A 15,325-nucleotide genomic window follows, 5' to 3' on the forward strand; every position below is an offset into this window, starting at 1 on the left:
TAAAAACTAGCGGATAAATTGGTCGTAACGACGGATTAGTAAGGTCAATATCATTACTTCGCCCCGGATAATTGTTTAATCTTTTGCACCTCTATGCTTGTCTGCGGGTCAAAATCTTTCTTGGCCATATAATTTTTCAGGCTGTACAACAACTGCCGCACTTCTGGCCTGTTTTCCGCGTCGCTCAGTAAATCAATGCCAGAAACAACTAACTTGCCCGGACCTATCCGACACTCAAAAATAAGTCCCAGTGAACGAGCAGTCACCCAATCATCAATTACGCGTAAAATGGGATGAAGACCTTTGGCCACAGAATCTAACTTAATTACACTGGAATGGCTCATAGCATCCCACCATTGATAATTACTAAACCTCCCTGTTGGAAAGTCATTAAAGGCGGAGTGTTTCGGATCACATAAAATGCCCAAAGTTGCCGGTGGCTGGCTATTTGTCCAGGCGGTGTTCCAGAAGATACTTGAAAATCCAACGGCTATGTCTCCGCCTTTGTTGGCTGACACACTACCTTTTTTTAAAGTAAGAAGGACTTTACCTCCATTATTCAGTGTTTTCAGCGCGTTGGAGTCCAATTGCTGAGTGATCAGGATTTTCGCGTTAACATCCGGTAAATGTTCGGGGTACACAAAAATATCCCAGCTATTCTTGTATTTGCCAACAAAAACGGTCAACGTAAGCTTGGATGACTTTGTAATTGAGGTAAGTGTTTGTTTAATCTGGCCTAATTGTAGGCCATTACCGAACGGAATGGTTGTTTTAGCCAACCTGCCTTTAAACAATACCTCGCCTGCGTCACCAGAAATTTCCCAAGCGGGGATAATATCCTTCAGCACATTTTCGCCAAATTGTGCAATCTCAACGGGTACATCAAGTTCTTCACTATTCGTATACACCATTTTGGGAAGGCGGACAAGGGGCACCACTGTATTACAAAACCGGCTGAATTCAGATGCCGTCACATAAGGCTTCGCCTTCCAGAAAACATTCAGAACCCCAACCAGGGCGGTTCCCTGGCCCGGAAAATCAGATAATCCCAGCAATTGGAATCCCCCGAAACCTTTCGTCCTTAAGGCTGCTTCGATATCGGCTTTGTAGCAGAGGATTTGTAATTTACCCGAGCCACGTAAAAAATCATGTTCATATTCAGACAAGTTGTTTTCCTTCAGTTGGTCGAGGAAAATTTCAAAATTCTTCGCCTTCAATACACCTGTGTATTTAGCGATCTCATCAAAATCGGGATAAGCGCACCATTGACCGATCTCATGGCTAATTGTTGGATGGTGCCATTTAGCGATGATAGACGACCAATCAAAGTCTGAAGACGGATTTTTAGAATTAACAATACTTTTAAGGCCTTCCCCCCAATGTTGAATGCGCGGATAATCCGTGCTATTATAATCACTCTGGTCGATAACAGGCCATCCGGCACCGGTAGTGTAAAGTCTCCGATGATCCCGGGCTTTCCAGTAAAGCACAAATTTTCTCAGGTATCCGGTCAGATTCTTACCAGCCGGTTCATTTCCATATAAAAGCATACAGAAGGAAGGATGATTGCCATAGGCTTGCACAATTGCCCGACTTTCCTTATAAATATAATCGTCCAACGGTAATCCGTCTCCTATTGTTGCGCCTTGGTTAGCCCACGAGGAGCACTCGATCTGCAAGTAAATGCCCAAACGGTCAGCGGCCTCGAAAGCAGCCTCAGGAGGGCACCAGGAGTGGAACCTCAAATGGTTTAGGCCAAAGGCTTTACAGGTTTTAAACTCTTCCAACCACGAAGAAATATCGGTTGGGGGATAGCCTGTCATTGGAAAAGCCGCGCACTCCAGGCTGCCACGCAGCATGGTTAGCCTGCCATTAATTGTGAAATTTGTTCCGGAGGTTTCGAAATTTCTCATCCCAAAAGTTTTAGTTAAAACATCTTTGGGATTTGCCCCATTAATAACAGTTACCTGTAGATTGTAAAGATTGGGTTGAAATTCGCTCCAAAACAAGGGCGATATACCCATTGAATAAACCATCCTTATCAGGTTCCCATTTTTTGAAATTGTTATTTTTTTTCTTAGCGTGGATAATGGTATTTCAGGGTGATTGACAGAATTTACTTTTAACTCAATATCCCCTGTATGTGCAATATGACGGTCATTGTTGATCTTCACTTCGACGACGATCTGCTTTTTTGCTAAATCCGGGTAGATCTGGATATCGTCTATATAATCAGCGGGACGGGCGTTTAGTTTCAATTTTCCGATCATGCCGTTCCAGTTGCTTTGGGTGTGATCTGAAATGCTATGGGAATTTTCCCCGAAGTTGATGCTTTTAACAGAATTATCGACCAAAATGGTGATACGGTGCCTTCCTGGCTTTAAAACTGTGGTCAGATCGTAAACATGAGCCGTCCCCAAGCTGTTTTGCATACCGGCCGATTGCTCATCCACCCATACCGTGGTTTCCCAATGAGCACGCTCTATATACAATTCTATATGTTGTTCGTTCCAGGATGCCGGTACATCAACGGTTTTCTGGTACCAGGCGGCCCCTTTATAGTACTTCTCCGGCTGAAGCCAGAATGGAACTTTTATATTTCCTGCCTTACGATATTTCGCATATTGAGGCTTAGTGAAATAACCTGAATCGACAATACTTCCTGTCCAGGGAGTGGTTAAACTGATATCGTTTCCTTTTAAATTGGTGGTCATCGAACCTGGAAGATGAATATTATCCTTCAAATCCCCAGCATACCATTTGTTTTTTATCCCCTGTGATAAGGAATCAATTTGAAAATTCCAATTACCGGCCAGATCGATTTCATGTAATTTGATATTCTTTATTTTGGTTTGAGCGAGGGCTGAGAATCGGCCAAAAAAGCATAATATAAGTGCAAAGATGAATTGATAAGTCTTGTTCATAATTTAATCGATCAGTCCCGGCGGAAAGGGATGAATTTGAAGTTTATAATTTATCTAAACATACGTGAATACTACCCTTCAAAGAATGGATTATTAAACTGTAATCATAGATTTTGTTATTGAAATCTGAAGCTGGCTCCTATATTGATAACATAATCTGCAAAAGCTGCATCCCCATGTGTATACTTTCCTGTAAGTTCGGTAGTTCTGATATCAGCTACACTTATTGTACGGTCGCGAATAAGAGCAATCGGCACCAATGCATAGACTGATAATTTTTTAAGGCGGTAGGTAATCCCCGGTTCCGCGGAGATTATATATCCTGGTCTCCTGAATCCATCGCTTTCGCCGATTATGTCCTTTAACGGAAGGCACTCATAGCGAACACCGGCAGAAAAATTGAAACTACTTGTTCTGTACCTTAAGCCCAAGCGGATCAATTCCTGATCAGGAACGCTCATTACGTTACTGGTAATAACTATTTGAGTTGTACTGGGTGTACCGCCCCTGGTCGTAGAAACTCAATTTACATTGCGAGGATTGAAAAAATAGTAAAATGTACCATATATACCTAGTTCCTTTATAAGGTCAGTTTGTAATAGTCAAAGGCAGAAATGAAGAAATACTTGGAACAAACACTTCGGAATCAATGATTTATTAGGCTGGTTCACAATTAATTATCTATTGCCCAACTTAACTGTTACTCATTTCGTACTCTGTCTGGTTGACATACAAATATAAGGAATTGAGCCATTTTAAAAAATAGATGCTCTGTCAACAGTTCAAGCACACCGTCCTTAAATAATCTTCTATAATCTGAGGCATGGCCTCTGGTGGCAAGATTCGGTCAGCGCAACCCGTAGCGATGCCGGCCTCGTGTTGCCTTTGAAATTTACGGTAATGGGGTACTGTACCAGTACGATACCGATGTTACGCTTGGAACAATAAAGAAAGATTAGTCACTAGAATTTTTCATCAAACGGAAACTAAATTCAATTAGATAATACGATATCATATTTGATGGGTGACAAATCTATCAAATAGAATAAACAACAAATAAAAACTTCTAAAGAATCTCGTTAAAAACTTAACTTTTTCTCCACTTCATTAGTGCCCTTTTGCTGTTGGCTATAAGCATCACAATTTAATACCGTGGTCAATCCTTTTTTAGGCAGCTCAAAATCTAATTTTTTTTTAATACCTAACGATTGGTCTGCATAAACCTTTTTAAGATACAATCCAAAAATAGGCAAAGCAGAGTTTGATCCTTCGCCCATTCGTGTAGTGCGGAAATGGAAATCACGGTTCTCGCAACCTGTCCAAACGCCGGTAACCAGCTTTGGGGTTATGCCTATAAACCAACCGTCAGAGTTATCAGATGTAGTACCTGTTTTACCGCCAATTGGGTTGGTAAAGCCCCCATAACCGGGCTTCCATCTCAACCTGTTACCCGTAGCACCCGATTGATCTACAACGCTACGCAGCATATCAACCATTACATAAGCATCCTGGTCGTTCATTACCTGTTTTACTTTTGGCGTGTAATTATATATAATATTGCCGTTTTTATCTTCTATACGCAACAGATAGGTGGGCTCCGTCCACACACCATGATTTACAAAGGTTGAGTAAGCGGCTGTCATATCCATTACCGTAGCATCAAATACACCCAGGCAAATACTTGGATATGGCGGTACATTATTATGGATCCCCATTTTCTTTATCAATTCAGCAACAGGCTCAGGTCCTAATTCTTTCATTACATAGGCTGTTACCCAGTTTTGTGAGTGAGCCAATGCGGTACGTAAGGTTATCCTACCCGGCAAAGTTTCTAGTGGTGAGGAACCTGGTGTCCAATTCTGGCCACCATAACCCGAAATAGTAATCGGAACGTTATCTACCGGCGTACAGGGCGAATACCCATTTTCGATAGCTACCGCATAAGTAAATGGTTTAGCGGTTGATCCAACCTGCCTTGCGCCAATTTTTACCTGGTCGTATTTAAAATGCTCGAAGTTTATGCCACCAACCCAGGCTTTAACAGAGCCGGTTGTAGGGTCCATACTCATCACAGCGTTTCTTAACAGCATTTTACAATATATAATACTGTCTATCGGTTTCATTAAAGTGTCAATATCACCATGCCAGGTAAAAATGTTTAATGTATCCGGCGTATTGAAATTTTGGTCTATTTCCTCGTCGCTTCGCCCCTCCAACTTTAATTGGCGGTAACGGTCAGATGAATGAATCCCTTGATCTATCAATAATTTATAGTTCTTTACCTTATCAGCTAATTTAACGCCTTTCCATTGCGAGTTGAATTGTGCCTGCAGGTCGCGCATCCACTCACGTTGCGCCTGTTCGGCATAAAGTTGCATATTGCCATCCAATGTGGTGTAAATTTTTAAGCCATCTCTGTCAATGTCATAAGGCGTGCCATCTGCTTTATTTACAGTGGTCAGGATCTTTTTAATATCCTCTCTTAACACCGCTCTAAAATAAGGTGCTAAACCTTCGGTATGGTTAATGGGGCGATAATCAAGGCCCAATGGCCTTGCTTTAAAGTCGGTAGCTTGTGCCTCGGTTATAAAGCCCTCATGTGCCATACGACCCAACACAAAATTACGGTTGTTAAGGGCTCTTTGCGGGTGCCTAATCGGCGAATTGGCTGTAGGTGCCGTTAACATTTGTATTAAAGTGCCGGCTTGGTCGGCAGTTAATTTTGCGGGCGTGGTGTTGAAATAAGTTTGCGCTGCAGAGCTAATACCAAAGGTTTGGGAGCCAAAATCAACTGTATTTAAATACATAGTGATAATCTCTTGCTTGGTATAGTGTTTTTCAATACGTACAGCAATAATTAGTTCCTGTAGTTTTTGAATAATTCGTTTAATGGGATTGCGCGCCCTGGTTTGTCCGGTAAATAAATTTAAAGCAAGCTGTTGCGTTAATGTACTGGCACCTTGCCTTTTACCAACAAGATTGTAAGGAATTATAGAAAAAGTACGCCAAAAATCGACACCCGAATGCGAATAGAAATGATTATCCTCTTTGGCTATTAATGCATTTATCACGTCTGGGGAGATGTCTTTAAAAGGCACACTCGAACGATTTTTAGTATAATATTTGCCAATTACCTGCTTATCACACGTAATGATCTCTGATGCCTGGTCGCTTTTAGGGTTTTCCAATTCGCGTAGAGATGGGAGAGGGCCAAAAACGCCAACGGTAGTAAGGCCTATTAATATTACTACAAATGCAAAGCAGCCTATAAAAAACTTCCAGATATACCAGTTGTGCTTCTTTATATCCTGGGGCGATAATCTAACGGTCACTTTATCAATTTAATTTATTGTCATATGTCAAATCCGTTTTTGTTTTTTAATTTATCGGCCCGCGATAATGAGAATGATTTATATGAAGAGTGGGGCCTATTTGCCAGGAATAGGTTCCACATTAATATTATCAAACAAGTTTCTGTCATAGGTGCTTGCAATAAATGCCATTCCCTTAACTGTGGATTCAGCTGAAATAGCTGTCATTTTCTTTCCATCCACAAACCCTGAGATTTGGGTGCCGATCATTTCCAATCGGATATGGTGCCAGTCTAAAGGTGTAAAATTGTGGATTTGACCGGATGCAAGTACCGTGTATTGCCAATTCAGTTGCCAACGTCCATCTCGGGTCAAGATCCAACGGTAACCCAGTTTGTCGCGGTTAGCATAACGTCCACCGATTTCAACATCTCCTCCCTTTAGCAAAATATCGCTTTCAATGGCATAATCTTCCCAGTTTAAGTCACCAAACAGGCTGTGGGGTTTGAGCAACCAGTTGTTATACCATAAAATCCCCTCTTCTGGTACTGCCTGCACAAGACACATTCCACCTTTTGGCGAAGAAATAGTTTCAAAGGTGCCCTTCTGATCAGAAAAGTAGCGTGGAGTTTCATTCGATTTGTAACTGTCAAAATTTTCACTGTAAGGGAATGGAAAAGATTTGTTTGCTAATGGCTCACCAAAGGTGCCTTTCTTTTGCCCGTTGGTACTTGTGATCGTGTATATAGCGTCCGGTTCTACTTCCAGTTCTAAGGTATTTTTTACCCGTGTTGGTGCTTTTTGCTCAATAAATTGTTCTTTAGCAGTTGATTTCCACACATGGACCTTACCCTTCGTGAGTCCGTCGCCAACAGCGACTTTTATTTTGCGTTTATCGCCGGTGACAATAATTACCGACCAGTCTCCAGTGTTTGGATTCCGTAATGCCACATGGCTACCACGCCAGGAATCTGAAGTAAATTGACCACAAGCCTCATCCATGTAAACCCAGCCTGGTTCAGCAAATTGGGTGGTATGGGCCACAGCCCATACAGATGGCCACACAGAATAATTCCCGCTCCAGGGTGAATCTGCCTGCAATACACCGGTATTCGCCCAAATAACTTGGTTATAAATACCATCAACCGGGCACCATATCTCGAATTTAGTGATACGATCAAGCGAATATAGCTTATTCATGAGGCGGGCGAGATACAAAGCACCTTTGCCATCCCAATCTTGTCCCGACTGACTCCATTCCTCACTTGCCCACAATGGCTTACCGGTTTGTTTCGCTTTTTCAGTTGCCCTGCGATTTGCTTTCTGATCGATTTCCCAAGGTTCCCGGCCGTCCACATAATGGTAACCGACCGCACTTATGAGTTTATTCAGTTTAGGGTCTTTTTCCAGTTTGTCAAATACTTGCCAGTATTCGCTATCATCGTCCGGCGCCTGTAGTTTGACTTTTAAAAAGCCGTGTTTATCAAGTGTAGGGCGTAAATTATTGGCTATCCAGTTTAAATCGGTTCCCATTTCATTTTGGGCGGCAGACACCCAGTCAATTTCAAGTCCATACTTTTTACGGGCAAGTTCCAGAAAGGAAACAGTCCAATCGGCGGATGCCTGGGAAAAACGCGTACCCACCCAGCGTGGATAGGCCCATGGTAAGCAATCCAGGATCACGTTAGGATTTCTCTTACGGGCTTCTGCCATCAGCCAAAGTTCGTATCCGCGAGCTATCGGGGCTTTTAGTTCTTCGCGAGTGATCACATGGGAAGGTTCACTGCCGCAGGTTGAATTTTCCCCGCTGCCAATTTCCACTTTGAGATGCTGAAAACCTGCACCAAATTTTGGTTTAAAAAGAAAATCCAGTACTTCAGATCGTTGCTTTTCCGGGTAATCAACTATGTTACGGCTTGATGCCCCGGCGCTTACCGCTCCGATGCCTTCAAAAACACGTCCTTTGCCGGTTGCACTCAACGTGATCGTTTGTGCATTTACAGTCGAAAATCCTGTTGACATAGTTAAAAAACAGTAAATGAATTTTCGATGCCTCTTTTGCAATTGTACAAATGACGCATTGAAAATCTCAATATTCTTATAAAGAATGTACTTGAAAAGTATTTTTGACATAATGTATGATTTAGTTGGAATTGAAATGTATTTCATAACGAACACCGTCGCTACGACTGTTATATTTTAATACTTGTAGGCTGTTGCAATTAATTAGATTATTTCAAAATCAGTCGAATATTGGCACAATCTTTTTTAAGCTTAAAATAAATTACAATAAGAAAATGCAATTTACCGCAAGTCTCAATGGGTTATTTTTAGTTATAAATAAGTTCATCCAAAAATGAGGAGGAAGTTTTTTAATTAAATAGATTTTGTGATTATAATACTGGATTATATTATGTATTTGTTAAGATGTCTAATTATTTCGGATAATTAGCCACTACTATGAGCGTTGTTAATATCCAACACTCAGGAACGGCCAATGTCGTCAAATGTGTCTTATGGACGTAAAGTTACAATGATAATGAGCGTTGGACGATGACTAAGATATAATTTATGAATTATTTTATATATGTTAAGAAACATCTCGCTTACTAATCGGCGATTCTGGTTGCTTTTCCTTTTATATTGAATAGCGATAATTGATATATTGGATCTATTCTTCTGATTACTTCGATCGTAGCAATCCAGAAAATCGTTTTCCAATAAGCACGATTCACGCAACTATTACCAACAACTTGGAAAACGTACAGATCTGTGCTATTAATACTCCATAAGCTGAATAGATCAAGGTACAGATAGACATTCTTTTGTCTAAAACTGGATTATATTATTAAAACATGCTGTTTCAGTATAATAGAAAGTGATATCGTCTAAAATTTGTTTGATTTATAGGTTCAATTGTAGGGATTGTCGTTATAAATATTAACTCAATCCAGTTGACAGGAATCCATCGCGCGCTGCTATTTCAGATTTCTTTTATACCCGAAAACCCTGATAAAACTAATTTTATTTAAGCGGCAATTAGTTTTTAAAAGCCTGGAAATTTAAAACACAGGCTAATCGACACAAGGGTACAGCACCAATCAAATAATCCAGTTTTATAATAAGAATATCTATTTATTCATAATGGTCTGAGTATCAATTTTGTTACCTGAGAAGTCAATTCAATTTTAACCAAAAGTAAACCTATTATGAATTTTAATTTTACATGCGTAAGATTTCCGCTATTTTCAGATATTCCGTTAAATGGAATTCATCTGAACTCGAGGAAACTGTTTGTGGTTTTGCTATTACTTACAATGATAAGTAAGCTAGCTTCAGCCCAAACCAGATTAATTACAGGTTCCGTCAAAGATGACAAAAGCGAACCACTTGCAGGTGTCAGTGTTACCCTGAAAGGAACTACAGCTGGCACAACCACTGATGTATCAGGTAACTTTTCGATCAGCATTTCCAACCAGAAAACAAGCTTAGTGTTCCATTCTGTAGGATTCATTGATCAGGAAATTCCAGTCAATGGGCAAAGTAAATTACAGGTACAGCTAAAATCAGCAGAAAGAAACTTGGATGAGGTAGTCGTTGTGGCTTATGGCACACAAAAGAAGACTTCCCTCACAGCTTCCATATCTTCGGTAAAAGGTAAGGATATCGCGGCACAACCTGTCGCAAACATCAGTAATGCGTTAGTTGGACGAGCCTCAGGTATCATGGCCACCCAATCGAGCGGAGAACCTGGTTTCGATGGTTCTAAGATCTTAATTCGCGGTAGCGCGACAACTGGTAACACCCAGCCACTGATTATCGTAGATGGTGTGCCAAGATCTTTCACCCAACTCGATCCTTATAGTATCGACAATGTAACTGTCCTTAAAGATGCTGCTGCGGTAGCCCCCTATGGCCTAGGCGGCGCAAACGGTGTAATCTTAGTCACTACAAAAAAGGGGAAAACCGGAAAGCCTACACTCACCTATAACACTTACTTTGGCTGGCAAAACCCAACGGTGTTAGCCAAGTTTGTCAATTCTTACCAATACGCAACACTTTTTAACGCAGCTGTACAGAATTCAACGCCTGGAAAACCCCCAGCTTATTCTGCAGCTGATCTTGAGCTTTATCAAAATCATACTGATCCAGACGGGCATCCGGATCACAACGTTCTAGGCGAGCTAACCACCCGCAATTCACCAATGACCAGTAATAATCTGCAATTATCCGGTGGTTCTGAAACCGTTAAGTATTATGCAGGTATCGGATATTTAACCCAGAATGGACTTTGGGCACCGGAACGTTTTAAACGCTATAATATTACAGCCAACCTTGAAGCAGATGCAACAAAAAGCACCAAGGTAAATGTTTCAATGAATGGCCGCGTGGAGGAAGGTGATTTTCCAGGTGTAAGTTCCGGTAATATTTTTTACCAGGCATTTCGTACCCCACCAAACTCGCCGCTAACGTTTAGCAACGGTCTTCCAGGGGCCTATATCGGCCGTTCCGCCTATGGTAACATATTTAATAGTGGGTTTATACAAAATTCAGGTTTTAATATGCTGACCCAATTAAGTATTGAACAACAATTACCTTTTGTTAAGGGATTGAGCGTTAAGGCAGCCGTTAGTTATGACTATAACCCCGGCTTACCTAATGATGATGGCAATGTTACCTTTCAACGAAAATGGATAACACCCATCCCTTATTATGCGTATAATGCCACCACAAAAGCCATCACACAATCTGGTAGTGATGGTCCCGCTAAACCCAACTATAGTGAATATTTTGCTCAGGCACAGGCTTTTACCTACCAAGCTTACTTAAATTATCATAACACTTTTGGTAAAAATGATATAACTGGTTTATTGGTTTTTGACATTCGGAATACAAAGTATTCAAAATTTAGTGCGGCCAGGCAAAATTATAATGTTCTCATTCCGGAATTAGATAACGGTAGTTCAAATAGCACGGATATCTCCAATTCAGGCAGTTCATCAGAAACCAAACAGAAATCCGGCATTTTTAGACTGGACTACGGTTATGATGGAAAATATCTATTTGAAGCCGCCGGACAATATGAAGGATATTATGCATTTGCACCCGGTCACCGTTTAGGATTTTTTCCAGCCTTTTCGGCAGCTTGGCGCTTGTCAGAAGAATCTTTTATAAAAGATAATTTTCCATGGATCAATAATTTGAAAATCAAGGGATCATGGGGCGAGTCGGGCGGTTTGCCTAGTGCTGCATTTCAATACCTAAGTGCATTCGGGCTAGGCAGCAATAGTGCAGTCATCGGCGGAGCTGCCACACAAAGTATAAGCGAGCTTTCTCAAGCGAATCCTTTGATAACCTGGGAAAGGGCTAAAAAGACGGATATAGGTATTGAAGGTGATTTTTGGAATGGCGGTCTGACCTTTGAGGCTGACTATTTTTACGAAATCAGGAATAATATCCTCATAAATCCAACTGTAATTGCGCCTTTCGAGTATGGTGTAGGCTTGCCACAGGTCAACGGCGGTGCTGTGAGTAATCACGGCATTGAGCTCTCATTGGGTACCTCACAGCGCATTAATAAAGATCTTAGCTTCAGCATTAATGGAAACATCACCTATGCCAGAAATAAACAAATACAGGTGTATGAAACCGCAGCAACCTTTAACAACCCTAATCGCCGTATAGCCGGCCGATCGCTGGGTGCCATATTTGGCTATCAGTCGCTGGGATTTTTTACTGCTGATGACTTTGATGCCGCAGGCATTTTAAAAGCAGGTATTGCCACCCAGCCCTGGGGCAAGGTATTTCCGGGGGATATCCACTATAAGGATGTAAACGGGGATGGAAAAATTGATCCTGATGATATCGTTCCTATTGGAAAAGACGTATTTCCGGAAATTATTTATGGAATTACGCCAAGCGTAACCTTCAAGGGATTTGATCTGAGTGCTTTATTCCAAGGTGCAGCTAACCGTGACTTCTATAATCAAGTTTATGCATTTGATAATTCCTCATCTGCACCAATAAACACACTGGATTACTGGACACCTACCAATCTCAATGCCGCTTATCCACGGATAACGACACAACCAACTACTAACAATACCCAATTTTCGTCATTTTGGGTGATCAACGGTTCTTATTTGAGATTAAAGACCGCCACTTTAGGTTATACCATACCCCAAAATGTCATGAGGCGTTTGCATGTACAATCGATAAGGTTTTATTTGTCAGGACAAAACTTAGCGACCTGGAGTAAGATCAAAAATTTTGACCCCGAGGTTTCTGCCCGCAGCGGGCAATACTACCCACAAATTAAAGTAGTTACCGTTGGCGCAAACGTAAGCTTTTAACCATTGTAAAAGATTAGAAAATGAAAAATTTAAAATATATTTCAATAAGCTCTATAATACTCCTTTTCGTCAGTATTATGGGCACTTCCTGCAAAAAATCATTGGATTCTTCGCTGGATATTACGCCACATGACCGGCTGACCAGTAATACGGTTTTCGCAACTGTTTCAACTGCAGACCTTGTCTTGAATGACATTTATAACCAGTTACCCGACGGCAATAATTGGGATGACCCATTTGACAATTGGTCTGACAACTCCATTTGTGGATACAGTTCTCGAAATTCGAGAACCGAAGCTCAACAAAATAATTATACACCCGCAACTTTAGGCTTTGGAAATAATTCTGATGCCCTTAATTTAGGCTGGCAATTTCTATATACTAACATTCGAAAGTGTAATGTTTTCATTGCGAATGTGACGGCATCTACCTTAGCGGACGATTACAAAAAGAAAAGAATAGCTGAAACAAGGTTTTTACGTGCGTATTTTTATCATTTATTATGGATGGCTTATGGCGGCCTTCCGATCCTCACCAATCCATTAGACGTCAACACGCAAGGGGATGCAGCATTTGTTGAACGCAGTTCATCTGACGATACTTATAAATTTATAGCTACTGAACTTACAGCAATAACTCCGGATATGCCTACTACTTCCGACCCTGGCCGGGCTACACAGGGTGCTACCCTAGCCTTATTAGGCTGGGTGCAATTATATCACCATGATTTTGCAGCAGCTGCGACAACTACTAAACAAATAATAGACGGTAAACTCTATGATCTTTACCCGGACTATCAAAACCTATTCCTTGACAATACGGTAAATAAGGAAGCCATATTTTACCGGCAGTACATCGCGGTTGTCAAAGGCAATCGCTTCGCCGGTATTGGAGGGCCAACTTTCACAAAAAATGGCGTAGAAACAAGCTGGGGCTCAACCGATCCGACGCAGGAGCTGGTGGATGACTATGCGATGGATAATGGTTTGCCGATAGCTGCCACAGGTTCAGGCTATGACGCCAAACATCCATACCTCCATCGGGAAAAACGCTTCTATCAATCTATCGTTTATGATGGCTCGTATTTTTACAACGACACCATTTACACCAGACAAGGTATAAAAAGTCCAAACGAAATCGATCTTTCGGACAAAAACGATGCGACGCAAACCGGCTACTACTTGCGTAAAAAGGTACAAGAAAATATTCCGCTGGGATCAGCTAACTGGGACGGTCGTACTGGTGCTCAAAACTATTATTATTTCAGATATGGAGAGGTATTACTCATGTACGCGGAGGCACAAAACGAAGGTGTCGGACCTGATAATACTGTTTATGATGCGATTAACAAGGTCCGTGCGCGCTCAGCATTGCCAAACTTAACCCCCGGGCTTAGTCAGGATGTCATGCGAACCGCTATCAGGCGTGAGCGGAGAATAGAATTGGCTTTTGAGGATAAACGGCTTTGGGATCTGAGAAGATGGAAACTGGCAGAAATAAACTTAAATAAACCTGTTCATGGAATTGCTATTACAGCGAACGGCAGCGGTGGATTTAATTATAATCCTGTCACTACGCCCGGTGGTAACCTTATGTTTGATGCAAGTAAAAATTACTTGTTCCCACTTCCACAAAGGGCTGTAGATCAAAATGCAAAATTGAAGCAAAATCCTGGTTATTAAAATTGGTTCGTTAGGCAGCAGGTCCCTGTATCTCCCCGGTGCAGGGCCTGCTTATTTTAAGATTTTTCCAAAAAGATGATGAAACTCAGATATTTTCAATTCGTTTACACGCCATTATTTGCTGTCCTTTTCGGCATAGCCGCTTGTCAACACCCGGTCAATAGCAATAATGAAAATAACAATGATCATTTATTTTCATTATTAACCCCCGAACAAACACATATTGATTTCACGAATACATTAACCGAGGGGTTAAATACCAATGTATTGATATACCAGTATTTTTATAATGGTGGCGGCGTAGCAGTAGGTGATCTGAATGGTGATGGCTTGCAGGATATTTATTTTAGTGGTAACATGACCGATGATAAACTATATCTGAACCAAGGACACATGCAGTTTAAAGATATTACAGCCATAGCAGGTGTAGCCGGCCGGCCCGGCCCATGGAAAACCGGTGTTACCTTAGTTGATATCAACGGAGATGGGAAGCTGGACATTTTTGTGTGTTATTCCGGCAAGCTTCGCGATGCAAAACGGGTAAACCAATTATTTATTAACCAGGGAAATGATAGTAACGGCGTGCCGCAATTTAAAGAGATGGCAGCCGAATTTGGCCTTGGTTTTTCATCGTACAGTACCCAGGCTTACTTTTTTGATTATGACCGCGACGGTGATCTTGACCTGTTGCTAGTAAATCATAACATTCTGCGGCTAAATATCCTGGATGATATTGCTGTTAAAGAAATAATGAGCAAGCCCGACCCGCAATCAGGGATCTGCCTGTACCGGAATGATAATGGACTTTTTACTAATATAACAGCACAATCAGGTATAATCAATACCGCCTTATCATACGGGCTGGCTGCCGGCATAGCCGATGTTAACGGCGATGGGTGGCCGGATATTTATGTATCTAATGATTACAGCGTACCCGACAGATTATATATTAACAATAGAAATGGCACATTTACCGATCAACTAACCCACCAGATAGGCCACACCTCTTTTTACTCGATGGGTAATGATATTGCAGATATTAACAATGACGGTAA

The 15,325-nt window shown here is 41.3% G+C and carries 7 protein-coding genes; 3 read left to right on the forward strand and 4 right to left on the reverse strand.

All coding sequences use genetic code 11. The annotated features are described in order from the left end of the window. Positions 1-53: 53 nt before the first annotated feature. The 4 genes from ABIB50_RS13415 to ABIB50_RS13430 form a co-directional block, all read right to left on the reverse strand. Positions 54-2,924, reverse strand: a complete 2,871-nt coding sequence (locus tag ABIB50_RS13415) for a sugar-binding domain-containing protein (RefSeq protein ID WP_429380237.1) — start codon at positions 2,922-2,924, stop codon at positions 54-56. 116 nt (positions 2,925-3,040) lie between these two features. Then, positions 3,041-3,385: a hypothetical protein gene (locus ABIB50_RS13420; RefSeq protein ID WP_429380238.1), complete on the reverse strand. Its 345-nt coding sequence runs from the start codon at positions 3,383-3,385 to the stop codon at positions 3,041-3,043. 618 nt (positions 3,386-4,003) lie between these two features. Continuing rightward, positions 4,004-6,256 (reverse strand): transglycosylase domain-containing protein, encoded by a 2,253-nt coding sequence (locus ABIB50_RS13425; protein WP_429380239.1) that lies wholly within the window; start codon positions 6,254-6,256, stop codon positions 4,004-4,006. Positions 6,257-6,352: 96 nt separating this feature from the next. Continuing rightward, complete coding sequence (locus ABIB50_RS13430; RefSeq protein WP_429380240.1) at positions 6,353-8,368, reverse strand: hypothetical protein; 2,016 nt, start codon at positions 8,366-8,368, stop codon at positions 6,353-6,355. 1,076 nt (positions 8,369-9,444) lie between these two features. On the opposite strand from ABIB50_RS13430, the gene ABIB50_RS13435 reads away from it, so the two are divergent. From ABIB50_RS13435 to ABIB50_RS13445, 3 genes are all read left to right on the forward strand, one after another. Continuing rightward, positions 9,445-12,588 carry a SusC/RagA family TonB-linked outer membrane protein gene (locus ABIB50_RS13435; RefSeq protein WP_429380241.1) on the forward strand — a complete coding sequence of 1,048 codons (3,144 nt, stop codon included), beginning with the start codon at positions 9,445-9,447 and terminating at the stop codon, positions 12,586-12,588. Positions 12,589-12,608: 20 nt separating this feature from the next. Then, positions 12,609-14,270 (forward strand): RagB/SusD family nutrient uptake outer membrane protein, encoded by a 1,662-nt coding sequence (locus tag ABIB50_RS13440; protein WP_429380242.1) that lies wholly within the window; start codon positions 12,609-12,611, stop codon positions 14,268-14,270. Between the two features lie 75 nt (positions 14,271-14,345). Continuing rightward, positions 14,346-15,325: FG-GAP repeat domain-containing protein (locus ABIB50_RS13445; protein ID WP_429380243.1), on the forward strand; the 980-nt coding region annotated here is incomplete at its 3' end.

Origin of the sequence: Mucilaginibacter sp. UYCu711 (assembly GCF_050433825.1) — a bacterium.
In the GTDB taxonomy this organism is placed as follows: Bacteria; Bacteroidota; Bacteroidia; order Sphingobacteriales; family Sphingobacteriaceae; genus Mucilaginibacter.